This is a genomic window from Niallia yueguangensis, assembly GCF_052663115.1.
In genome coordinates this window covers 1-23,842 of the sequence record NZ_JBQTCX010000028.1, presented here as the reverse complement: position 1 = coordinate 23,842, position 23,842 = coordinate 1, and the positions used below count along the sequence as shown (strand labels likewise).

The 23,842-nt window shown below is 35.3% G+C and carries 17 protein-coding genes and 1 riboswitch; of the genes, 14 read left to right on the top strand and 3 right to left on the bottom strand.

Annotated elements, in window-relative coordinates; genetic code table 11:
- Nucleotides 1-84: 84 nt before the first annotated feature.
- Nucleotides 85-1,086 carry a D-cysteate sulfo-lyase gene (gene cuyA / locus ACTYA4_RS19555; protein WP_443483215.1) on the top strand — a complete coding sequence of 334 codons (1,002 nt, stop codon included), beginning with the start codon at nucleotides 85-87 and terminating at the stop codon, nucleotides 1,084-1,086.
- 280 nt (nucleotides 1,087-1,366) lie between these two features.
- Nucleotides 1,367-1,705 carry a YmaF family protein gene (locus ACTYA4_RS19550; RefSeq protein ID WP_443483214.1) on the top strand — a complete coding sequence of 113 codons (339 nt, stop codon included), beginning with the start codon at nucleotides 1,367-1,369 and terminating at the stop codon, nucleotides 1,703-1,705.
- A gap of 256 nt (nucleotides 1,706-1,961) precedes the next feature.
- On the opposite strand, the gene ACTYA4_RS19545 is transcribed toward ACTYA4_RS19550, so the two are convergent.
- Nucleotides 1,962-2,837 carry a sulfite exporter TauE/SafE family protein gene (locus ACTYA4_RS19545; protein WP_443483213.1) on the bottom strand — a complete coding sequence of 292 codons (876 nt, stop codon included), beginning with the start codon at nucleotides 2,835-2,837 and terminating at the stop codon, nucleotides 1,962-1,964.
- A 113-nt stretch (nucleotides 2,838-2,950) separates the two neighbouring features.
- On the opposite strand from ACTYA4_RS19545, the gene ACTYA4_RS19540 reads away from it, so the two are divergent.
- From ACTYA4_RS19540 to ACTYA4_RS19530, 3 genes are all read left to right on the top strand, one after another.
- On the top strand, nucleotides 2,951-3,841 hold the full coding sequence (locus ACTYA4_RS19540) for a LysR family transcriptional regulator (protein ID WP_443483212.1): 891 nt from the start codon (nucleotides 2,951-2,953) through the stop codon (nucleotides 3,839-3,841).
- 678 nt (nucleotides 3,842-4,519) lie between these two features.
- Nucleotides 4,520-5,896, top strand: a complete 1,377-nt coding sequence (gene allB, locus ACTYA4_RS19535) for an allantoinase AllB (RefSeq protein ID WP_443483211.1) — start codon at nucleotides 4,520-4,522, stop codon at nucleotides 5,894-5,896.
- 336 nt (nucleotides 5,897-6,232) lie between these two features.
- Nucleotides 6,233-7,627, top strand: a complete 1,395-nt coding sequence (locus ACTYA4_RS19530; protein ID WP_443483210.1) for an NCS1 family transporter — start codon at nucleotides 6,233-6,235, stop codon at nucleotides 7,625-7,627.
- An 88-nt stretch (nucleotides 7,628-7,715) separates the two neighbouring features.
- Here the strand turns inward: ACTYA4_RS19530 and ACTYA4_RS19525 are convergent, their stop codons facing one another.
- Nucleotides 7,716-8,675, bottom strand: a complete 960-nt coding sequence (locus ACTYA4_RS19525) for an L-lactate dehydrogenase (RefSeq protein WP_443483209.1) — start codon at nucleotides 8,673-8,675, stop codon at nucleotides 7,716-7,718.
- Between the two features lie 738 nt (nucleotides 8,676-9,413).
- Here ACTYA4_RS19525 and ACTYA4_RS19520 point away from each other — a divergent pair.
- Together ACTYA4_RS19520 and ACTYA4_RS19515 are read left to right on the top strand one after the other, a co-directional pair.
- The gene (locus tag ACTYA4_RS19520; protein ID WP_443483208.1) at nucleotides 9,414-10,838 is read left to right on the top strand and encodes an NCS1 family transporter; all 1,425 of its coding nucleotides are present in this window, start codon (nucleotides 9,414-9,416) and stop codon (nucleotides 10,836-10,838) included.
- A 245-nt stretch (nucleotides 10,839-11,083) separates the two neighbouring features.
- Nucleotides 11,084-11,752 carry a GntR family transcriptional regulator gene (locus ACTYA4_RS19515; RefSeq protein ID WP_443483207.1) on the top strand — a complete coding sequence of 223 codons (669 nt, stop codon included), beginning with the start codon at nucleotides 11,084-11,086 and terminating at the stop codon, nucleotides 11,750-11,752.
- Between the two features lie 238 nt (nucleotides 11,753-11,990).
- Here ACTYA4_RS19515 and ACTYA4_RS19510 read toward each other — a convergent pair whose 3' ends face one another.
- Complete coding sequence (locus ACTYA4_RS19510; RefSeq protein WP_443483206.1) at nucleotides 11,991-15,074, bottom strand: efflux RND transporter permease subunit; 3,084 nt, start codon at nucleotides 15,072-15,074, stop codon at nucleotides 11,991-11,993.
- Nucleotides 15,075-15,174: 100 nt separating this feature from the next.
- On the opposite strand from ACTYA4_RS19510, the gene ACTYA4_RS19505 reads away from it, so the two are divergent.
- From ACTYA4_RS19505 to ACTYA4_RS19475, 7 genes are all read left to right on the top strand, one after another.
- Nucleotides 15,175-15,996: a TetR/AcrR family transcriptional regulator gene (locus ACTYA4_RS19505; protein WP_443483205.1), complete on the top strand. Its 822-nt coding sequence runs from the start codon at nucleotides 15,175-15,177 to the stop codon at nucleotides 15,994-15,996.
- 212 nt (nucleotides 15,997-16,208) lie between these two features.
- Nucleotides 16,209-16,309: riboswitch (purine riboswitch) on the top strand.
- A 666-nt stretch (nucleotides 16,310-16,975) separates the two neighbouring features.
- A complete protein-coding gene (locus tag ACTYA4_RS19500; protein ID WP_443483204.1) occupies nucleotides 16,976-18,076 on the top strand; it encodes an ABC transporter ATP-binding protein in 1,101 nt (366 codons plus the stop codon).
- A gap of 369 nt (nucleotides 18,077-18,445) precedes the next feature.
- Entirely contained in the window at nucleotides 18,446-19,714 is a 1,269-nt protein-coding gene (locus tag ACTYA4_RS19495; protein ID WP_443483203.1) for a sugar ABC transporter substrate-binding protein, read from the top strand.
- 95 nt (nucleotides 19,715-19,809) lie between these two features.
- Nucleotides 19,810-21,159 carry a sugar ABC transporter permease gene (locus tag ACTYA4_RS19490; protein ID WP_445505843.1) on the top strand — a complete coding sequence of 450 codons (1,350 nt, stop codon included), beginning with the start codon at nucleotides 19,810-19,812 and terminating at the stop codon, nucleotides 21,157-21,159.
- Nucleotides 21,159-21,992, top strand: coding sequence for a sugar ABC transporter permease (locus ACTYA4_RS19485; protein ID WP_443483201.1), 834 nt, complete (start codon nucleotides 21,159-21,161; stop codon nucleotides 21,990-21,992). The genes ACTYA4_RS19490 and ACTYA4_RS19485 overlap by 1 nt, the downstream gene beginning before the upstream one ends.
- 185 nt (nucleotides 21,993-22,177) lie before the next feature.
- Complete coding sequence (locus tag ACTYA4_RS19480; RefSeq protein ID WP_443483200.1) at nucleotides 22,178-23,215, top strand: LacI family DNA-binding transcriptional regulator; 1,038 nt, start codon at nucleotides 22,178-22,180, stop codon at nucleotides 23,213-23,215.
- A gap of 26 nt (nucleotides 23,216-23,241) precedes the next feature.
- The coding region (locus ACTYA4_RS19475; protein ID WP_443483199.1) for an alpha-amylase family glycosyl hydrolase at nucleotides 23,242-23,842 on the top strand (601 nt) is incomplete at its 3' end.

The following is a 23,842-nucleotide window of genomic DNA, read 5'->3' as shown; positions in this document are numbered from 1 at the left end:
AGGAAACCTTTTAGGATTCTAATTTACTATTTTTCAAAATAGTTGGAATGAAAATATAGGATGAATAAGGAGCGAATAAAGTAAATGAATTTATCCCACTTACCACGCAAAAAATATACAAACTCTTATACACCTTTGGAAAAATTGGAGTCACTGTCAGAAGTACTTGGGGGACCAACTATTTATATGAAACGTGATGATTTACTAGGTCTAACTGCCGGAGGAAATAAAACTAGAAAACTAGAGTACTTAATAGCAGATGCTCAAATGCATGGTGCAGATGTTCTAGTTACTTGTGGAGCTGTTCAATCGAACCATTGTCGCTTAACTCTAGCTGCTGCTGTAAAAGAAAAAATGAAATGTGTGCTTGTACTTGAAGAAGGGGAGAATAAAGCGAGTGATATGCCAACAGGAAATTATTTTCTATATCATCTTCTTGGTGCTGCAGACATGAAATTTGTTCCTGAAGGCACAGATCTCATGCAAGAGATGAAAAAGGTGGAAAAAGAGCTTGTTGAAAAAGGACATACCCCTTATTTAATTCCAGTTGGAGGTTCAAATCCAATTGGAGCAACTGGATATGCAGCTTGTGCTCAGGAGCTTCTTGCTCAAGCATTTGAACAGCAAATACAAATGGACTATGTAGTATGCACAAGTGGGAGTGGAGGAATGCATGCTGGATTAGTAGCAGGATTTCAAGGTTTAAATAGTAATGTTCCGGTTATTGGAATGAATGTAAGTCGCGATAAAGAAGAACAAGAGAATAAAGTATATAATTTGCTTTCTGAAATAGGAAATCACTTACATATTGATAATTTATCTCGTAAAGATATCCAATGCTTTGATGAGTATGTAGGCGATGGATATGCCATCCCAACAAAAGAAATGATGGAGGCCGTTCGGCTGACAGCAAGTACGGAAGGTATTTTACTAGATCCTGTATATACGGGGAAAGCAATGGCAGGGCTTATTGATTTGATTCGAAAAGGTACTTTTAAAAAAGAAGATAATATCGTATTTATTCATTCCGGTGGGGCGCCTGCTCTATATGCTTACACATCTATTTTTAATGAGAATATAGAATAATATATAAAGTAGTAGGTGACTGTATCGATAAATCAAAGTAGTCAGTAAACACAGTTACTACCCTTTAGGATTTATTATTTTTAAGCAATTTTTTATAGCACATAAATCTTGGAAAATTTTTTTGAAATAATACATATTCTCATTTTCCTATAAATATCATTGGTAATAAAGAGATTTTTTAAGGGAGAATAGGCAAAATCATCTGCAGCTTCGTTATGAATTAGGGGAATAAGATGTTCGTCTCCCATAAATTACTGGATAACTTTATAGGGGTGATTATATGGCTACAATAAGAAAAAATGATTTTGTAAAAGGATTTGTACCGCACCATAATCATGGTTCAGTTGATTACACTTCGGTTGTGGATGGTCACGTTCATCAATGTTTAGATGTTACTTCGCCTCCTATACAGACTGAGGATAACAACCATATCCATTTAACGGAGGGGTATGTTGTATTTGAAGATGGGCATAACCATTATTATAAGGCTTATTCTGGACCAGCGATTCCTGTAGGAAATGGAATGCATGTCCACTATTATGATTTCTACACAACAGAAGATGATGGACATCGACATCGTATAAAAGGGGTGGATCAGCCAGCTCCAGGAAATAGATAGAAAAACAAAGGGTTTGTAGCATTAGGACACACTCTAATAGGTAACAGGTACCCCACTCGTTACTTTAATGAAAAAACTGCAAACGAAAAAACAGCTAAAGAAAATGGATCGTTTTTCTTTAGCTGTTTTTACTTTTTAGGGATTTCTCGGAAGCCCCAAGTTATTTTTTAATGAATAATTTAAAAATAATTTACGTGTAAATTGTATCGTTATTGAAGGCTATAAAAAGATTTTTCTAGTGTTTTTTAACAGTTAGTTAATGACAAAATAATTTGTAAATCATTTGTACGATTAAAAGGCAGATAATCGTAAGCAATAAAGTGTTTGCAATTTTTTTATGCACCTTAGGTAAAAGTATAAGACCTATTTGAGAGCCAATAATAGAACCGATAGCCATAGCAATCGAATAGGACCAATGAATAAATCCACTTTGATAAAAAATAATAAATCCTCCTGCACAACTTCCTAAGATTAGAACCCTCGTCATTTGGACAGCTTTCATATAGTTATGATTGTTTTTCATATAATACAAAATACTAAATGTAGAAGAACCTGGACCAAACCCTCCGTCATAAGCGGCGACAAAAAAAGGAATATATAGCTTTATCTTGTTACTCGAATGTTTTTTGGGAACATGTATATTTTCTTTCCTTTTCTTATTTTTAATCGTAACAATCAATGCAAAACAAAGTAAAATGAGGGCAGTAATATTCATTGTTTCTTCATGAATATGTGATGTTAATAAAGCCCCACCAATACCTCCCAAAAATGCTATTAATAAATTGTTGATGATAGATTTTATAGTAAGCTGTTTATGACGGATAAGATAAAATACACTTGAAAATGCAGCTATGCCAGAAGAAAATTTGTTCGTAGCAATACTTGTTTGAATTGGAATACCAGCCAACATCATGCTTGGTACTGTAATCAAACCCGCTCCTCCTGCTAATGTTCCTAAAAGTGAGGCTCCTAGCCCAATAGAAACTAAAATAAAATGATGGGAATTTTCTGCTTTTACTACATAAACTCCTGTTCCAGCTCCTATTGATAACATAACGGTAAGAAAGAAGATTATATATATTTTCTGTTTTTTGTTCTTTTTGACTTTCTTTTTAATGATAGAGGCTTTCATTGATTTATCTCCTTTACCAATTTTTATCTATAGGGTATATAATAAAAATTGATAAATCTAATATATGTTTTAAATATATTCATAAATAAAACTAATGATAGGAGTTTGTATAAATGAACCTTCACTCCTTACGTATATTTACCACTGTAGCCTCCCTAAAGAGTGTTACTAAAGCCGCAGAGGCTCTTTTAATTAGCCAGCCTGCTGTGACTATTCAAATACGAAAATTAGAAAATGAAATTGATTTAAAGTTGATTGAAACAGATGGAAGAGGGATAAAGTTAACCGATGCAGGTGACTTTTTATTTAAACAAGCAGAGAGTTTATTTGATATGGAAAAAGAGATTGAAAATAAATTAGAACATTTAAAAAAAGGAGAATTTGAAAAACTACGAATAGCTTCAACTTATTTACCAGCTAATTTTTTACTGCCTTCATGGCTGGCAAAGTTTAAAAAAGAATACCCTTTAGTAAATGTAGAATTATATAGTGGGAATTCAAATCAAGTAATGAAAAAATTAATTCACTATAAAACCGACATCGCTATTGTAGTAAAAGAAGAGTGGAGAAATACAGATTTAAACCTATATCAAATAATAGACATAGATTATTGGTTTATTGTCCCTAGAGGTCATAAATATGATGGGAAAGAGGTATTATTATCTGATTTGATCAAGGAACCATTTTTATTAAGGGAAGAAGGAAGTTCCACAAGAGATATCCTTTTTTCTTTATGCAAGATTCATGGGGTTCCAGCCCCACATATAGGGCTGCAATTTCATGGTTTAAATGAATCCATTCGCGCTATTATCTCTGGGTACGGTATAATGCTAGCACCTTCACTTGCTGTAAAAGAACATATAGAACGAAAAGAAGTAGGTAGAGTTAAGGTTAAAGGTATTAAAATAAAACGCCCTGTTTATCTTTGTATGCGTAAAAGAGATAAAGAACGATCCCTTGCCATCAATTATTTTCTTAGTTTAATAAAAGGTTGTTCTTTCTAATAACTTATTTGAAATTTTTTAATTCAACATAAATGTATATTTTTCTTAAGAAAGATAAAAAGACAACCTGCATGGATTGTCTTTTTTATCTTTTCTAAGAAGTATTAACTTGCAGCAATTTTAGTACCAGCTCCATCCTACGCTGAATACCATGATGACCACTTATGCCATCCAACCTGTTTACAGTATAAAAGAAAGCGATTTCAATGTCAAATAATTACTATTTAAAAGAACTGTCACGCTAAAAGAACAAAAGAAAATACAGAATATATTAGGTGTGTAAGAAAACGTGCCACATATATGTCAAAAAATAAAACATTTTTTCGGAAAGTAATTGAAAATTTAAAAAATGTGTTGTAAATTATAACGTATAAGAAATTGTATGCAATCTAGTATTCAATAAAAAGTACAGCTCGGAAATAATTGTATACAATTATGTATTCTATATAAAAATTTTCCGGAAAAAAGAAAAACAATGAGGATTTAGCGGGAAATTTAGCGATTGAACAAATAATAGAATAGAAGATTACCTTTATTTCAATGAGAAACTTCAGATTCCCGCTAATTTGTCAGAAGTTTTCAGATAATAGAATGAAACAATTACCGTTCCAATAATGGAAAAATAGTTGGTATACCAAAGTTGTAGCTAAACATGATATACAGTAGGAGGAAATTTGCGTGGAATATGATCTGATTATTAAAGGTGGACAAGTAGTCTTCAGGGACGAAGTGAAAAATGTAGACATTGCCGTAAAAAACGGAAAAATCTCTGCAATTGCGGAAACAATTGATGGTGAGGCTGACAAAATAGTGGATGCAAAAGGGCAATATGTTATGCCTGGCATGATTGACACCCATGTCCATATTTGTGAACCAGGCCGGACGGTATGGGAAGGGTTTGTGACTGGAACAAAAGCGTTGGCTGCTGGAGGTACGACAAGCTATGTTGACATGCCATTAAACGCATTGCCAGCAACAGTTGACCGCAAATCACTTCAATTAAAGCTAGATGCAGCAAAAGGAAAAAACTATGTTGACTATGCCTTATACGGCGGACTTGTTCCTAGTAATTTAGAACAATTAGAAGAACTTTCCGATGAAGGGGTAGTTGCTTATAAATGTTTCATGTCAACATGCGGTTCTGATATTCCAGAAGACTTTACAAATGTTGATGATTATACATTATATACCGGAATGAAGAAATTAGCTGAACTTGGTCATATGTTGTCCATCCATGCTGAAAATGCATTGATTACGGATCGGATGGCAGAGGAAATGGTGAAAAAAGGTAAAATAACCGCAACAGATTATGTCGCGACACGCCCGGTATTTACAGAAGTGGAAGCCGTTAAACGAGCATTATTTTTCGCGGAAGAAACTGGCTGTAAACTGCATTTTGTTCATATCAGTTCAGAGGAAGCAGTCGAGGAAATTACAAAAGCAAGAAATAATGGATTAGATGTCACGGTTGAATCTTGCCCTCATTATTTCACGATTACAACTGCTCAATTTGAGGAGATTGGTCCAGTTGCCAAATGTTCTCCTCCATTGCGTGATGAAGCAGCCCAAGAAAAGCTGTGGAAGAAATTAATCGAAGGCAAAATTGATATGTTGACATCGGATCATTCGCCATGTCCACCGGAAATGAAATATAGTGAAACAAATAATATTTTTGAAGTTTGGGGTGGAATTACAGGCTGCCAAAACAACGTCGACTTGATGTTTGATGAAGCGATTCTTAAGAGAAATTTTCCTGTAACTGATTTTGTCCGCATGATTAGCTACAACCCTGCGCAGCGATTTCATATGCCAAATAAGGGGGAAATTGCGGTCGCAAAGGATGCAGATATTATTTTAGTAGATCCAAACCAGTCGTATGTTGTAAAAAAAGAGGATCTATATTATCGCCATCAACACAGCCCGTACATCGGCAGAAAAATTAATTGCCGCGTTACGAAAACATTTGTCCGCGGAAATCTTGTTTTTGATGTGAATGAAGGCATTGTAGGTGAGCCAGTGGGACAACTCGTAACCTACAATAAAAAAGCTGAATAAATCCTTATTTCTATAGGTAGTAAAAGATAAAGCATTACCTGGGGAATTCGATTTGGCTGTAAATTAATGCTGATTCGAATTTCCCCTAAGTTAAAAGAGTTTTAAGTTTTTTAAATACCGAAATTATTGGCGAAATAACAATATTTTTACAGTAAGCTATGTTCTGGAAAATATAGACTTAATATTCCGAATTTAACAAAAAGTAATAATTGATTGGATATACGGGGACTTTACATTAGTAGACTGAATCCGAATGCTTGGGACAAAGTCAGACTAATGATAAAGAGGCCTTGTAACATAAACCATTATGTTTAAAATAATAAGGAGTTGAGTACAATGTCTACAAATTTACAAAATTATGTTGCAGAAGACACTCAGGTTGAACATGCTGCAAGTGTGGATGAATCGCTACAGCCGAAATCACAAAAGGAAAGAACGGTAGGATCGCTATCGTATATGTTTATGTGGATTGGCGACGGTATTAATTTAGGAAATATGACGCTTGGAGCTAGTTTGATTGCAGCGGGAGTAGCAACGCTGAACATCTATCAGACATTTCTTGCAGCTATTATCGCAATTGCTATTATTTCTACATTTTTTGCCTTAAACGACAGACTTGGATATAAAACAGGTATACCATATGTTGTGCAGCTTAGAATGTCTTTCGGGATAAAAGGTTCTGTTATTTCTTCCCTTTTACGTGGTATTCCCGCTATAATATGGTATGGTTTTCAAAGCTGGATTGGTGGTACTGCCTTAAATGAAATTGCTAAGATTATTACAGGCGGCTCTTTCGATAATGTTGTTATTTGCTTTGTTGTATTTCAAGTGATTCAAATTGTGCTTTCGTTATACGGATTCCATGCCATTAAATGGGTAGAATCACTTGCATCAATCGTTATTATGCTAGCACTTGTTTATGTATTTGGTGTTCTTTTAAAATCCCACAGCGAAGTTATTGTGGAAAAATGGGTTCATGCAAAAGGCTCATGGGGCTTGCCGTTCTTTGCATTCATCATGGTGTTTATGGGAAATTATGCAGGAATCTTTTTAAGCGCAGCAGATTATTCAAGAGAGTTGAAATCTGGTCTTAGCGACAAAAAACGCGGTGCTTTATACTTTTTCCCTATATTAATCGCATATGGATTTGTTTTAGCAATTGGTGCAATGCTTGCTTCTGCAACAGGCATTTCCAATCCTGTAAAAGCATTTGCAATCGTAGTAGACAACTCTTATATTACATTCTTTGTATCAGCATTTATTGTGATGGGTGCAGTTGCTGTAAACATGGTTGCCAATATTATTCCGCCGACTTATGTCATCACATTGATTACTAAACTAAAATACAAACCAGCTGTAACTGTAACTGGACTGCTTGGATTAGTATCCTTCCCATGGGTGCTTGTACAAGACTCTTCTGCAAAGGGACTTGGTATGTTCATTTTAATTTATTCTGCATTCTTAGGTCCGATTGTTTCGATTTTATTAATCGAGTATTATATATTAAGAAAACAAAAAGTAAATGTTGCAGACTTATACAAAGAAGACGGTCCATTTGCTGGATATAATCCAGCGGCAATACTAGCGATGCTGGTCGGTGCAGCTGCTGCCTTTGTAGTAGTAGAACTAGCATGGATAATCGGCGTTGTCGTAGCAGGAATTGCCTACCTTCTTCTAATGAAATATGCATTTAAAGGTTCAAAATTCAAAAAAGGTACGATATTTGAGTAAGATTCAGTTGAATATAGAATAAACAAAACCGGCATGCCAACATGCCGGTTTGTTTTCGTACTATATTATTTATCGACTGCCAAGTTTCTTAATTTTGTACAAAAAGTACAGGAGACATTGTTTCTTTCAACACTTTAACAGAATGCTCAAATTGTGTTTGTTCTTCTTTATTTAAATGAAGCTCAACTACTTCACGAATACCATCACGGTTGATAACAGCTGGAACACCGATATACACATCATTATGACCATATTGTCCATCAAGGTAAGCAGATACAGGTAAAATAGCATTTTCATTATTTAAGATTGCTTTTGTAATGCGAACTAGAGACATACCAATGCCATAATAGGTTGCACCTTTTCTTTCAATAATATGGTATGCAGCATCACGAACATTTACAAAGATTTCATCTAAATCTTCAAAATTGTATTGTGGATTTCTGCTTACTAAAGACTCTACACTTTCTAAGCCAATAGTTGTTTTGCTCCACACTGGCAATTCTGTGTCGCCATGTTCGCCAATAATAGCGGCATGTACGTTTCTAGTATCCACATTAAAGTATTCGCCAAGCATATACCGGAATCTAGCACTGTCTAAAGTTGTTCCAGAACCGATTACTCTTTCTTTCGGTAAGCCAGATTCTTTCCATGTCACATACGTTAAAATATCAACTGGGTTTGTTGCGATTAAGAAAATGCCATCAAATCCGCTGTCCATAACACTTTTCACAATGTCTTTAAAAATGGCAGTATTTTTAGCAACTAAATCTAAACGAGTTTCACCTGGTTTTTGCGGCAAACCTGCAGTGATTACAACTAAGTCAGCAAGTCCGCAATCTTCATATTTACCATTCCAAACTTTTACTGGTTTTGGAGCGAATGGCATGCCGTGGTTAAGATCCATTGCTTCGCCTTCTGCTCTTTTTTCATTTACATCAATTAAAACCAATTCTTCTGCTACTCCTTGGTTAATGAAAGAATAAGCATAACTGCATCCAACTGCTCCAGTACCAATTAATACTACACGGTTAATATTTTGTTTTTTCATCGTATCTCTCTCCTTTATTATTAAAATTAATTTATTAGAATAAGCTAAGTTCATCTGATTAGATATTTAATCAAAAGCTCTATTTCGTTGTTTCTGTAATCCATCTGCTTTTGATACTTTTATTATAGTGGATAAATTGTGAAAAACATCACAAATATGTGTCTAATTTGTGAATTGAACAAATAAAGCGTTTTTATATAAAGTTATGTTCACATGTTTGTAACAAATATTGTTTAGATTAATGATCGAAAAAAGACAGAAAACATATTGAGTAAATTACTCGATCTAACTTTATGATCAACAGAAAATCTAAGAAGGGTAACCATTTTTCTATAGAGTAATAGGCTGCGATGTTCAAACTTACAAATGCTTCGTTAGACGTATTAGAGTGATGCTATACAACGAAAAAACAGAAAAATCCAGAGTTATGCAATAGATGTAATAAAATCTACCATCTTGATGTAAAAAAACAAAGAAATTATCAAAAAATTGTTGAAATTTAGAAAATGATGTTGTAAATTATAACATATAAATGTTGTATACAATCTAGTATTCATATAGAAATGCAAACTTATAAAAATTGTATACCATCATGAATCCTACAATAACTGAATATTTAGAATTTAATTACAGATATTCAATCCGTCAGGTACTTATTTTTATAAAAGAAGTAAGTGTAAGAGTAGGGGCAACAGGAACATAAATAATTACTTTAAACATAAAAAAGGAGTGGGGATTATGGCTGCAAATTTAGGAAGTAATGTGACAAAGGAGACGAATATTCAACATGGTACAAATGTTGATGAATCGCTATTGCCGAAATCTGAAAAGGTTCGGACGGTAGGATCGCTATCGTATATGTTTATGTGGATCGGAGACGGCATTAATTTAGGAAATATGACGCTTGGAGCTAGTTTGATTGCAGCGGGAGTAGCAACGCTGAACATTTATCAAACATTTCTTGCAGCTATCATCGCAATTGGCATCATTTCCGGATTTTTTGCTTTAAACGACAGACTTGGATACAAAACAGGAATACCTTATGTTGTGCAGCTTAGAATGTCTTTCGGGCTGAAAGGTTCCGTCATTTCCTCACTTTTACGGGGAATTCCAGCTATCATTTGGTATGGTTTTCAAAGCTGGATTGGTGGAACGGCATTAAATGAAATTGCTAAAATCGTAACAGGCGGTGCCTTTGATAGTGTTGCTATTTGTTTTGTCGTGCTTCAAGTGATTCAAATTGTACTTTCACTGTACGGTTTCCATGCTATTAAATGGGTAGAATCCCTTGCGTCTATTGTAATTATGCTAGCACTGGTGTATGTATTTGGCGTTCTTTTAAAATCCCACAGCGAAGTTATTGTAGAAAAATGGGTTCATGCAAAAGGATCATGGGGCTTGCCGTTCTTTGCATTCATTATGGTGTTTTTGGGGAATTATGCAGGAATCTTTTTAAGCGCAGCAGATTATTCACGAGAACTGAAATCTGGTCTTAGCGACAAAAAACGCGGTGCTTTATACTTCTTCCCTATCTTAATCGCATATGGATTTGTTCTAGCAATTGGTGCAATGCTTGCTTCTGCAACAGGTATTTCCAATCCTGTAAAAGCATTTGCAATCATAGTAGACAACTCTTATATTACATTCTTTGTATCAGCATTTATTGTAATGGGTGCAGTTGCTGTAAACATGGTTGCCAATATTATTCCGCCAACTTATGTCATCACATTGATTACTAAACTAAAATACAAACCAGCTGTAACTGTAACTGGACTGCTTGGACTAGTATCATTTCCATGGTTGCTTGTACAAGACTCTTCTGCAAAGGGACTTAGTATGTTCGTCTTAATATATTCAGCATTTTTAGGTCCAATTGTTTCGATTTTATTAATCGAATATTACCTGTTAAGAAAACAAAAAGTAAATGTAGCAGATTTGTACAAAGAAGACGGTCCGTTTGCCGGATATAATCCAGCCGCAATACTAGCGATGCTTATCGGTGCAGCTGCAGCCTTTATCGTAGTAGAACTAGCGTGGATAATCGGCGTTGTCGTAGCAGGAATTGCTTACCTTCTTCTAATGAAATTTGCATTTAAAGATTCGAAGTTTAAAAAAGGTACGATTTTTGAAAATAATGATGTTGCAAGTAGAAAAATAGGTTAGTAGTAATATAAGAGGGGATGTCCATTGATGTGGGCATTCTTTTTTTTATGGAAGTCAACATGAGATTTCTCTCCTTTGAATGATATCAGTGATATAATAAATAAAAAAATCACCAAAATGATTGGAAATTAGATAATGATGTTGTAAATTATTACATATAAAAGTTGTATGCATTCTAATATTTATATAAAAACCACCATCATGAATTTTTATATGGTGTGATAAAAGATGGAAGGAACATCCGGATGAACTCAAAAGAAGTAGAAATTTACGAAAAAATAAAACAGGCGATCATCCTTCAAAAGCTTCGGCCAAATATGCAGTTGGTTGAAAAAGAACTAGCAGAGTCATTTGGAGTAAGTCGAACCCCGGTCCGCAACGTTCTTCGAAGATTGTCCTATGAACGATTAGTAAAAATAATTGAAAACAAAGGGGCATTTGTTACATCATCATCTATTGAAGAAGCAAAAGAAGTTTTTGAAATGAGACGAGTACTAGAAGCGCAGGCGGTTCGAAAAGCATGCCGTTTATATACAGACGAGCAGCTGAATGAACTCGAGAAGATGGTGGAAGAGGAACGAACTATGTATGAGCATATAGACTATATTGATTCGATCCAATTGTCGGGAGATTTCCATTTGAAAATAGCTGAAATGGCAGGAAATTCTTATTTTTATCAATACTTAGAAGACTTAATTTCCTTAACTCATGTCATTATTTCCATATATGGAAGAGGACAAGCAGAAAAAGACACTTGCCTCCATCATCTCCATCTCTTCCATGCAATTAAGGAGCAGGATGAAGACCTTGCTGAAAAATTAATGATTGAACATTTAATAGAAATAGAAAAAAATCTTCATTTCAACGAAAGACATCAAATTTCCACTTCTTTATCTGACATCTTTCAAAAATAAAAAGGAATATGTTTTAGGTGCCTATTTACTAGGCGCTATAGCAAAAACAGCCCTGCAAGAAGTATTTCATCTTGCAGGGCTGTTTTTGCTATAGAATTTGTAAGTTTTAAGTTAGTTAACTGTCTAGCGCAAGCGGCCAGCCCTTATGAAAGATAACCTCTTGACTCTAAAAGGAAAGAGCACTTTTTGAGTTAAGAGAACATTCTTCTTCGGGGCTGACCAAGGCACCTCCGCTTTTCTAGTTTTCTTCTACTACTTTACGGTTTTTCTTAAAAATCTTAGATAATACTTCGTAAACGATTGGTACAACAATTAACGTTAATAAAGTCGAGCTTGTTAAACCGCCGATTACTGTAATCCCAAGACCCTTTGAGATTAAACCGCCGCCGCCTGATCCGAGTGCTAATGGAATTAAGGCACCGATTGTGGCAATGGCAGTCATAAGAATTGGACGCAGGCGTGTTGCTCCAGCTTCAAGCACCGCATCACGCATCGTCATGCCATCACGTTCCATATGAATAATACGGTCCACGAGGACAATGGCATTTGTTACAACGATACCGATTAACATTAACAGCCCCATCATTACAGAAACTGAAATGGTTTCTCCGCCGATTAATAAACCAACAAATGAACCAATTACCGCAAAAGGAAGCGAGAATAGGATCGCAAATGGTGCAACACCTTCACGGAATGTCACAACTAGGATAAAGTACACGATTGCGATTGCTGCAAGCATTGCTGCTCCAAGCTGTGTAAATGTTTCCGCCATATCGGCAGATACACCACCAACGTCTTGTGTAACACCTTTAGGAAGATCTAAGTTATCTATTTCTTTTTTTACTTCAGCTGTTGTTTTCGAAATATCATCACCAATGATTGTTCCAGAAACTGATGCGAAGTATTCGCCTTTGCTGCGTGCAAGTGTATTTAATGTTGTCCCTTTTTTTACTGTTACAAGCTCAGACAGCGGCATTGTTGTACCTTGTGCTGTCGGTACTTTTGTTTTTAAAAGATCATCGATTGATTTTGGCTGTGCAGCTTCGTCTTGCTGTACGATTACATCTAAAGAGTTTCCATCTTTTTCAACCGTTGTTAAAACATCTTTTGTTTTTGTTGGGCTCAGCATCATAGCAATTTGGCCTGCTGTCAACCCATATTGCAGCAATTCATCTTGTGCTACTTTGAATGTATACTCTACATATGCATCTTCTGCACTTGAGGTAACGTCTTTTAAGCCGTCATTTTTTTGTAAAATCTCTTCTGCCATTTTAACCGTTTTATTAAGGTTGTCTAAATTTTCACTGTAGAAAGAATAGCTGACTTCATTTGTAGATCCTGACGTAGAAGCGAAGTTTTGGCTCTTCCATTCACCAGATTGATTAAGATTGGTCACGTATTCTACAATATCATCACGAACTTTAGAGAAATTATCCATATCAGGATCAAATATTAGGTACATTAATGCACCGCCAGCGCCGCCGCCCATCATTGCGGACATTTGATCGGCTTCATCATTTACAGATAATTGAACGATATCAATATCATTACGCTGCAGCATTTTCTCTTCTACTGCTTGAACATTTTTTAACGTGTCTTCTTTTAGCTCGCCTGCTTCCGGGGTGTAGGTTAAGTACATGACTTTTTCTTCTTCACTGCCCATAAAGCTAAAGCCGATTAATGGAGTCAAGGCTAAACTTCCTACTAATAAAACAACGGCAATGATAGAAGTAATGATTTTATGGTTAAGCGCTTTTGCAAGAACCCCTTTGTACCATATAGATAATTTGCCTGTTTCTTTGTGGCGGCTTTCTGTCTTTTCACTGTATAGCTTTTTCTTAAATAAAAAGTGAGATAAAGCAGGTACAATCGTAATCGCTACAATTAACGAAGCGCCAAGTGCAAATGTCATCGTTAATGCGAACGGCGTAAACATCTCGCCGACCATGCCACCAACGAACATAAGTGGAGCGAATACGGCAACCGTTACTAATGTTGATGACAAGATTGGTTTAAACATTTCAATTGTCGCTTCACGAACAAGAGCCCGTCCTGTTAATTTCTCTTCTTTTAAATGAAGACGACGATAAATATTTTCTACTACGACGATGGAGTCATCGATGACACGGCCGATGGCAACGGTAATTGCACCAAGCGTCATAATATTCAGCGTAATATCCATCCAGTTTAATAAAAGCAACGCCATAAAAATTGACACTGGAATAGAGATAATGGAAATGATCGTTGATTTAAAATCACGCAGGAATAGCAGAATGATTAATACAGCAATTAAACCACCAAATACCGCTTTTTCAATCATCGTTGAAATAGAGTCTTCAATTGGTTTGCCCTGGTCAACTGTTACATCGATGTCAATGCCATCGATATTTGCTTTTTCATCTTTAACTAGTTTTTTTACCTTATTTACAACGTCAACAGTGTTTGCTTGTTGACCTTTGACAATTTGAATCGCAATGGCATCTTTACCATTTGTACGAGAAACCGATTCTACTTTACCAACCACTTTGATGGAAGCAATATCGCTGAGCTTCACAAAAGGGGATGGATTTTTTTCTGACGGAGTTACAGGTATGAGCATATTTTTTAATTCATTAGCTGTCATGAACTTGCCGTCTACTGCTACAGCTTGTTCACCTTCTTTAAATTCATAAAGTCCTAATGAAACTGCTTGGTCACTTGCTTGGATCATTTGCTTCACTTTATCTTCTGTTAAATCAAGTGCAGCCATTTTTTCTTTATTATAAGTCAGGTCCACTTCTTCCACATGCTGGCCTGAAATAGTAGCAGAGGCTACACCATCGATCTTTTCGATTTTTGGAAGGATAATATCCTCCACTGTTGAGGTTAAGTCAACAATATCCTCTTTGGAGCTGCTTACACTTAAGGCAACAACTGGCATCATGTTCATGCTGATTGCGGAAGTAGTCGGCTCTTGTGCTCCTTCAGGCAATTTAACTGCATCTAATGCAGATTTTAATTCACGTTTTGCTTCGTCCATATCGATCCCATATTCGTATTCCACTTGAATGTTTGCCATGTTAGAATAAGAATTTGAATAGACAGCTTTGACATTTTCAAGGTTTTCCACTGCTTTCTCTAAAGGCATGGATACATCTTCCATTACTTTTTCAGGAGTTGCGCCAGGATATACGTCCATTACCATTAAGTAAGGAATCGAAATATCAGGCATCGTCTCCATATTCATACGGGTACCTGAATAAATGCCAGAGACAGTAATGATAATGGTCAAAAGCCATACTGCCAGTTTGTTTTTCAAGACAAAATTTGTTATACCTTTCACTGCTACACCATCCTTTAATTGACTTGTCTAACTCATTTATTCATAATAGTGACTACATAGTCATTTGTCAACAATATGACCTTAGGAGTGGAAAAATAAAATGATGAAAAAACAATTAATTATGGAAAAAGCGCTGGAGCTTTTTGCAAAACAAGGATTTGAAGCTACCTCTGTTCAGCAAATAACAGAGCAATGCAATATTTCAAAAGGTGCTTTTTACTTATCATTCAAGTCAAAGGACGAATTGATTTTAGCATTGATTGATCATTTTATGATGCAGATAACCGCCGATATTGACTATGTAGTCAGGAACGAAAAAAAAGAGGCGCTTTTATTTGAATTTTACTATGCGGTTTTTTCGATTTTTTATAAGTATTCTGATTTCACAAAAATTTTTATTAAAGAGAATTCGTTTAATCAAGAATTTATCTTAAAAATGCATTATTATGACAGCTTAATCGAGAAAACGATTCTTTCTATGATTGAACGTTTATATGGAAGCGATTTAAAAACAAAATATGATATGATCTACGCTATTAAAGGCTTTATGAATATTTACTCCCATTTGTTTTTATTTTCCAATGCGCCATTTGATTTAGATTTATTGTCACGATCGCTTGTGGAAAAAACAAATTTACTGGCAAAACATGCTGCCGTCTCTTTTTTCTCAGAAGAGCTTTACCAAAAAATAAAGCAGCCGATAAATGAAGAAGCAACGAAGGAACAAATCCTTGAAAATATGGAGAATAAAATAGCAGAGATGGAAGAATCGATTGAAAAGGAATCCTTAATTCTGTTGAAACAGCAGATGCTTGAATCTACTTTTAGTCCTGCTATTGTAAAAGGACTGTTAGAAAATATTCGAAATCATCCTGATTGCAGATGGATCAGTTATTTACTTCGCAGTTATTTTAAGATGTAAATGGTTAGGGCATATCATCTGTGAATTGTTGGAGAGGGGCAGGAAATATTAGCCTTTTTCCAATAAGGCAGCGAAGCTATATTGCCACATTGGTAAAATTAAGGTTAAATCACGAACAATAAATGTACATAGAGTTTTATTATTCGATTTTATTATTGACAATGAATATAAATGCTTGTATGATGATATTGTTTTAAAGCAATAGATGAATAAACGAACAATTTTATAGCCCTCATATAATCATGGGAATATGGCCCATAAGTTTCTACCCGGCAACCTTAATTGCCGGACTATGAGGGGAAGTAATAAAACCAGCTGAAAAAAGCAGTTTCTATTTTTGCTAGAATAATCAAGCTCTGGTTGGATGCTTTCTCTCTGCGTGGAAGAAGCATCTGACCAGAGCTTTTTCTATGGAAGAATCATTGGAATACCAAATTTCGGATAATAAAAAAATACTAATTTTTTTGATTTTTCTATTGTTTTTAGAAAATTCCCACTATATAATATGAATTAACTTAATCGATGTTATCTTTCTTAACATCTGATGATAGAATTTGCTTAGGGGTTTTTAGGAAAGCAATGATGTTAGTTTTTTCTATAACCATGTTAGTTAGGTAGAAAACGAAAGATGATCGTTTTCAAAGGCGAAATAAAAGTGGTAAAGGAGAGAATACATATACGAGTGTAAGAATGAATGGGGAATTTTTGCTGATTAGGAAAACCTTTTCCTATCATTTTTTAAGAGACTTTAGGAAAACCTTTTCCAAGTAAAAAGAAAGATAATATTAAAACCATCATTCTATTATTTTGCAGAGGACACCGTTTTTGAAAAAAGATAAGTTTTTTAGTTTATTAGGAAAAGGTTTTCCTAAGTGTTTTTATCAGATTAGGAAAACCTTTTCCTTAGAATAATAAAATCATCAAATAAATTTAGGTTTGCACCTTAAAGTAGTTGAATTGGAAGAAAGGGGTTTAAGAAATGGCAGGTTTGCGGTTTGAGCATGTAAAGAAAAAATATAAAAGTGACGCTTATACAGTCAAAGATTTTCACTTAGAGGTGAAGGATAAAGAGTTTTTGGTGCTTGTCGGTCCTTCTGGTTGTGGCAAGTCTACAACGCTTCGAATGATTGCTGGATTGGAAGACATAACAGAAGGTGAATTCTATATTGGCGATAAACTGGTGAATGATGTTGCTCCAAAAGACCGGGATATTGCAATGGTATTTCAAAATTATGCTTTATATCCACATATGACTGTGTTTGACAATATGGCATTTAGCTTAAAACTGAGAAAAGTTCCAAAGAAAGAGATTGAAAAGCAAGTCATTGAAGCAGCGAAGATTTTAGACTTGGAGCATCTCTTGAAAAGAAAGCCCAAAGCTCTTTCAGGTGGGCAAAGACAGCGTGTTGCGTTAGGACGAGCGATTGTTCGGAATCCTCAAGTCTTTTTAATGGACGAGCCTTTATCAAATCTAGATGCCAAGCTCCGTGTACAAATGCGGGCAGAAATAAGCAAATTGCATAAGCGTTTGGAAACAACATTTGTTTATGTGACACATGATCAAACAGAAGCAATGACAATGGGAGACCGAATTGTCGTTATGTATAATGGGGAAATTCAACAAGCAGCAACGCCAACGGAGATTTATAACTACCCAGTTAATAAGTATGTTGCAGGCTTTATTGGGTCTCCTGCCATGAATTTTATAGATGGAAAAATGAAAGAAGAAGATGGCAATCTTTATTTTACAGCATCAGGAGTAAAGTTTAAGGTTTCAAAAAATAACGATAAAGCTCTTCGCACAAAAGGATATGTAAATAAAGAGGTCATCCTTGGGATTAGACCTGAAGACTTTTATGATGCTAATAATGAAAATAATTTAGCTCCATTGCAAGCAGCGCTGGAAGTTCTGGAAAATATGGGGTCAGAAATGTATTTGTATGTTCAAGTTAATGGTATTCAGATGACAGCAAGGGTAAAAGGGAATAAGCAATACACAAATGGACAACAATTGACTTTATATATGGATACAAACAAAGTTCATTTCTTTGATAAAGAGACAGAGCTGGCAATACGATAATCTTCATTATATCTTTTTGAAAGGCTGTTTTCTCAAAGTTTGTTGTTTTTACATAAAACATTTGGAAAAGCATTTCTTAGCAGCCTGAGTACACGTAGACTCCTGTGGGAATGCGAGAAAGACGAGACCCCACAGAAGCGTATGCGACGAGGAGGCTCGGCGCTTGCCCACGGAAAGCGAAGTGTATTCAGGCTGCGAGTTTAAAAGCAACAATCTATACGAAAATAGCCTTTTGAAAATGGAAGTAGCGAGGTAGCATTGAGTATTTACTTTAGCGTTAATCTCTACTAAGAGAATCGCAAGGTGCTTTATGTAAATACATTAGTGCTTTATATATATAATTCATAAGAAAGCAGAGGGGACTTAGAGATGAAAAAAGGGCTGATTTTATTTATTGCAATGATGATGTTACTGCTGTCTGCGTGTAGTGGAAAATCAGAAAAAAAATCAACAGATGAGCAGGCAAATGCTGGAGGAGATTCTGGTGAATTAGTACCAGAAGAAGGAGCAAAGCTAAAATTATGGACTGTAAAAAATAAGTTCACAGAAGATGCAATCGCTGAATTTGAAAAGCAATATAAAGTAGAAGTTGAGCTGGAAGATGTGTTTTATACTGAAACACTACCTCGATTAAAAACAGATGGACCTGCAGGATTAGGAGCAGATGTACTGGCATTCGGCCATGACCGTGTAGGAGATGCAGCAAAATCTGGACTTATTCTGCCGAATGACTATTTTGAAGAAGAAACAAAAGCAAATACGATTCCATCAGCGATTGATGCTGTAACATACAATAATATTTTATATGGCTACCCACAATATATGTACACATATGCAATGTATGTAAACAGAGATATTGTAGGAGATGCGAAGCTTGATACTTGGGACGAAGTAATGGATATTGCGAAAAAGTACAATGATATTCCGAATAATAAATATGGATTTATGATGGAAACAAACAGTCTGTATGATGTGAATTCCTTTATGGCTGGATATGGCGGTTATGTTTTTGGAAAAAATGGAACGGATAAAAATGATTTAGGAATTAACAGCGAGGGTTCAGTGAAAGGGATGGAATTCTTTAAATCTCTTAAGCAAATTCTTCCAATTAAAAATACAGAAATTACACGTGACGTAAAAACAAGCTTATTCCATGATGGAAAAGTAGCATTAAATATTGATGGAACATTTAATGCAGCTTCTTATAAAGATGTATCATTTGATATGGACGTAGTACCTCTTCCAGAAATGCCAGGCGGCAAACGACCATTAGCATACTCTGGAATCAGCGGCATTTATGTTTCAGCATATACGAAGTATCCAAATGCATCTAAACTTTTTGCCCACTTTATGGCATCAAAAGAAAATCAAATAAAAAGTGCACAGGAATTAGGAAATATTCCAGTATTTAAAGGTGTTGATAGCAACTTGCCTGAATTTAAAGATAATAAATTAATGCAAGGATTTATTAAACAATCACAGTATACAACACCGATGCCAAACCTTCCTGAAATGGAATATTATTGGGTAAATGTCGAGCCAGCTTTAGAGAGAATTTGGAATGGTTCAGATATTAAAAAGACCTTAGACCAAGCACAAAGCAAGATGAAAGAAAGTATTGAAGCTGGCAGCAAGTAATCACAGAGACAAGGGTTCATTTAGAAAAGGACCATCTGGCATAAGTTTGCTGGATGGTCACAATTTTGTGTGATGGAAGGGAGATGCAAGAAAAAATGATTCAGGAGAAAAACATTAAGGGTTATGAACAAGCTGACGTTTCTCCGCGTCGAAAAAAAGCAGTAATCTTATCGATCATTGCTATGGGATTAGGCCAAATTTACAATAAGCAGTATATAAAGGGAATTCTTCTTTTTGCCATTCACCTTTTTAGCTTATATACAATCATTTTTCGCCTTCCGCATGCACTTTGGGGCTTGACTACGCTGGGGGAACAGGCGACGCAATTAAAAAAAGTAGGCAAAATCTATCAAAATGTGATAGGAGACCACTCCATCTTTTTGATGGTGGAAGGGCTCATTACTATTTTTATGCTGATTGTTATCGTATGCATTTATGTAATGAATATTAAAGATGCATATCATATTGGCAGTCTTAGAGAACACGGAGTAAAAATCAATAATTTCCGTCAGACGATTAAATATATATCAGAATATAAATTTCCGCAGATTATCTTATCGATTCCAATGTTGGGGATATTCTTTTTTACCGTACTGCCGATTATATTCATGATCTTAATTGGATTTACGAATTATACAAGAGAAACGATGCCTCCTGCTCATTTAATCGATTGGCATGGCTTTAAAACATTTTTTAATATTTTTAAGATTAAAGCATGGAGCTCCACCCTTTATGGAGTAACATTATGGACGTTTACATGGGCTATTTTAGCAACATTAACTTGTTTTATCGGTGGATTTGCTGTAGCTCTGCTTGTGCAGCAAAAGGAAATTAAATATAAAAAATTGTGGCGTACACTGTTTATTTTGCCTTTTTCTATCCCAATGTTCGTATCTGCTTTAATTTTACGAAATATGTTCAACGGGCAGTTTGGTCCAATTAATCAATACTTAAAGCTGATGGGACTTTCTTCAATTCCTTGGCTGTCTGATCCAATGTGGGCAAAAGTAACGATCCTTTTAGTGAATTTTTGGTTAGGTTTTCCTATTACGATGCTTATGATTATAGGGATACTTACAACGATTTCCAAGGATATGTATGAAGCAGCCGATATAGATGGTGCGACTGCTTTTCAAAAGCTTCGTTTAATTACGTATCCATCCGTTATGATTACTATGGCGCCAATTCTTCTTATGCAGTTTGTCGCTAATATTAACAATTTCAATGTTATTTACTTAATGACAAATGGTAAGCCGACAAATGCAGATTATATGTTTGCTGGGCACACAGATATATTAATCACTTGGCTCTTTAGTTTATCCATGGATGTTGGCCAATATAATTTTGCATCCGTAATCGGTACATTCATCTTTATTGGTCTTTCTATATTTGCCATCTTTAATCTTCGTCGGACAAAAGCTTTTAAAGAGGAGGATTCACATTAATGGGGAAAACAAAAAAACGGATACGTTTGACTTTAAGCTATCTTGCCTTAATCATCATTGCGATTATTTGTCTCTATCCAGCATTTTGGGTGATCTTGGCTTCCTTTCGTCCTGGTACATCCTTATATAGTGAAACATTAATTCCACAAACATTTACGTTGGAGCATTATAAACATCTATTTACTAATATGCCATTTGCCGAGTGGTATATGAATACATTGAAAATTGCGATTATCAGCATGGTTTGTGGAACGATTTCTACCCTTATTTGTGGATATATATTCTCCACATTTCGTTTCACAGGAAAGAAACATTTATTCAGCAGCATACTAATTTTAGGTTTATTCCCAGGTTATATGAGTATGATCGCTGTATATATCCTACTTACACAATTGGATTTGCTTAATACCCATACAGCAATCATTATCTTTTATGTTGCTGGTGCACCATTAATAAATGTATTATTTGCGAAAAACTTTTTTGATACATTGCCAAATGGAATCATCGAGGCCGCACGAATCGATGGAGCAGGACATATGTTGATTTTTTCCAAAATCATTTTGCCATTGTCCAAACCATTAATCGTCTATACATCGTTAATGACCTTTAATGGTGCCTTTACTGATTTCATTTTTGCGAAGCTTGTTCTTCGTTCACCAGAGCAAAAGACATTAGCAGTCGGACTGTTTGATTTAATCGGGAAGAATGTAGCGAGTCAGTTTACTGTATTTGCAGCTGGATGTGTCATGATCGCCTTGCCTGTTACGTTATTGTTTATATTTATGCAGCGATATTTAATCGAAGGGGTTACGGCTGGAGCAGATAAAGGATAAGTGTTAAAACCGGACCGATTGGTTATACAAATATCCATAATATATGGGAATAAATGCAAGAATATAATTTTTTTAAATAAAACATTTCCTAAATAATAGCGATTTTTGGTACATTTAATATAAAATATTAAAATATTCCATCTATTGCATTAGAAAAAAATGTTAATAGTATACGAGATTGGGGGATGAAGGGAATAACTATTACAATCAAAGATGTGGCGCAAAAAGCTAATGTGTCAATTGCCACCGTGTCTCGTGTATTAAATCGTAGTAAACCGGTAAGTGCAGCAGTACGTGAAAAAGTATTACAGACAGTTGAAGAGCTTGGGTTTAAACCTAATTCAGTCGCACGCAGTTTGATAATGAAAGAAAGCTTATTAATCGGTGTACTGATCCCCGATATTTCCAACGCTTTTTTCTCAAACTTTGTAAGAGGGGTAAATAATGAATGTTTTAAAGCAAATTACTCAACGCTTCTTTGCGATACACAAGGGAATTTAGAAACGGAATTGCATTACTTACAGCTTATGAAGGAAAAGTATGTTGATGGAGTAATCATTTTAAGTTCTTCTCCAAATAAAAAGCAAAAATACAAGGAGTTTTTTGAAGTGAATTCTATTCCTGTAGTATTTGCAAGTCATTACGATCAGGACGAGGAGAAATTTTCTTCTATTAATATAGATGAGTTTCAAGCATTTTATGATGCGGTGCAGTATTTAATTGGGCTTGGACACCGTGAAATTGCTATGTTCAGTGGAGATTTAAATTATTATGATTCAGGAATCATCCGCTATGAAGGCTACAAGAAAGCATTATCAGATGCAGGTATTGAATATAATCCGGACTGGTTTTGGGAAGGCGACTACGACGTTCAATCAGGGTATGAAAGAGCAAAAAAGCTGTTCAGTTTGAAGGATAGACCGACTGCACTTTGCTGTGTAAGTGATATGGTGGCGATTGGAGCCATTCGAGCAGCAGAAGAGATGGGCTTCCGTATACCACAGGATTTATCTATTATAGGTTTTGATGATGTTCCTATTGCCGAAGTTTACCGACCATCCATCACGACCGTCCATCAGCCAATATTTGATATGGGCATGCAATCAGTGCAAATGTTATTAAACTTATTAAAAGATAAAGAAAATATGGTAAATGAAGCGAAAATAGTGCCACATAAAATTATTGAAAGGGAGAGTTGTGCAAAATTAATTGATAGTTTGTAAATGTATTAGAAAAGAGGGAAGCAGCTATGAATAAGCAATGGTGGAAAGAAAGTGTAGTTTATCAAATCTATCCGAGAAGCTTCATGGATAGCAATGGGGACGGAATCGGTGATTTACAAGGGATTATTTCTAAATTGGATTATCTAAAGGAATTGGGAATTGACGTTATTTGGCTGTCTCCTGTCTATAAATCTCCCAATGATGATAATGGCTATGATATTAGTGATTATCAAGATATTATGGATGAATTCGGAACGATGGAAGACTGGGATATGTTATTGCAAAATGTCCATGACCGTGGGATGAAGCTAATCATGGATTTAGTTGTTAACCACAGCTCGGATGAACATAACTGGTTTATTGAATCCCGTTCATCTAAGACAAATCCAAAAAGAGACTACTATATTTGGAGACCTGGAAAAGATGGGAAAGAACCGAATAATTGGCAGTCTTTCTTCAGCGGATCTGCTTGGGAATATGATGAAAATTCAGGAGAGTATTTTCTTCACCTTTTCTCAAAAAAGCAGCCTGATTTAAATTGGGAAAACCCAGATGTTCGCAATGAAGTATATACGATGATGAAATGGTGGCTTGATAAAGGAATAGATGGATTCCGAATGGATGTCA

Bases quoted from the DNA above. Each gene is read 5' to 3' on its own strand.
- cuyA (WP_443483215.1), top strand. From the start codon at position 85: ATGAATTTATCCCACTTACCACGCAAAAAATATACAAACTCTTATACA.
- ACTYA4_RS19550 (WP_443483214.1), top strand. From the start codon at position 1,367: ATGGCTACAATAAGAAAAAATGATTTTGTAAAAGGATTTGTACCGCAC.
- ACTYA4_RS19545 (WP_443483213.1), bottom strand. From the start codon at position 2,837: ATGAAAGCCTCTATCATTAAAAAGAAAGTCAAAAAGAACAAAAAACAG.
- ACTYA4_RS19540 (WP_443483212.1), top strand. From the start codon at position 2,951: ATGAACCTTCACTCCTTACGTATATTTACCACTGTAGCCTCCCTAAAG.
- ACTYA4_RS19530 (WP_443483210.1), top strand. From the start codon at position 6,233: ATGTCTACAAATTTACAAAATTATGTTGCAGAAGACACTCAGGTTGAA.
- ACTYA4_RS19525 (WP_443483209.1), bottom strand. From the start codon at position 8,675: ATGAAAAAACAAAATATTAACCGTGTAGTATTAATTGGTACTGGAGCA.
- ACTYA4_RS19520 (WP_443483208.1), top strand. From the start codon at position 9,414: ATGGCTGCAAATTTAGGAAGTAATGTGACAAAGGAGACGAATATTCAA.
- ACTYA4_RS19515 (WP_443483207.1), top strand. From the start codon at position 11,084: ATGAACTCAAAAGAAGTAGAAATTTACGAAAAAATAAAACAGGCGATC.
- ACTYA4_RS19505 (WP_443483205.1), top strand. From the start codon at position 15,175: ATGATGAAAAAACAATTAATTATGGAAAAAGCGCTGGAGCTTTTTGCA.
- ACTYA4_RS19500 (WP_443483204.1), top strand. From the start codon at position 16,976: ATGGCAGGTTTGCGGTTTGAGCATGTAAAGAAAAAATATAAAAGTGAC.
- ACTYA4_RS19495 (WP_443483203.1), top strand. From the start codon at position 18,446: ATGAAAAAAGGGCTGATTTTATTTATTGCAATGATGATGTTACTGCTG.
- ACTYA4_RS19490 (WP_445505843.1), top strand. From the start codon at position 19,810: ATGATTCAGGAGAAAAACATTAAGGGTTATGAACAAGCTGACGTTTCT.
- ACTYA4_RS19485 (WP_443483201.1), top strand. From the start codon at position 21,159: ATGGGGAAAACAAAAAAACGGATACGTTTGACTTTAAGCTATCTTGCC.
- ACTYA4_RS19480 (WP_443483200.1), top strand. From the start codon at position 22,178: ATGAAGGGAATAACTATTACAATCAAAGATGTGGCGCAAAAAGCTAAT.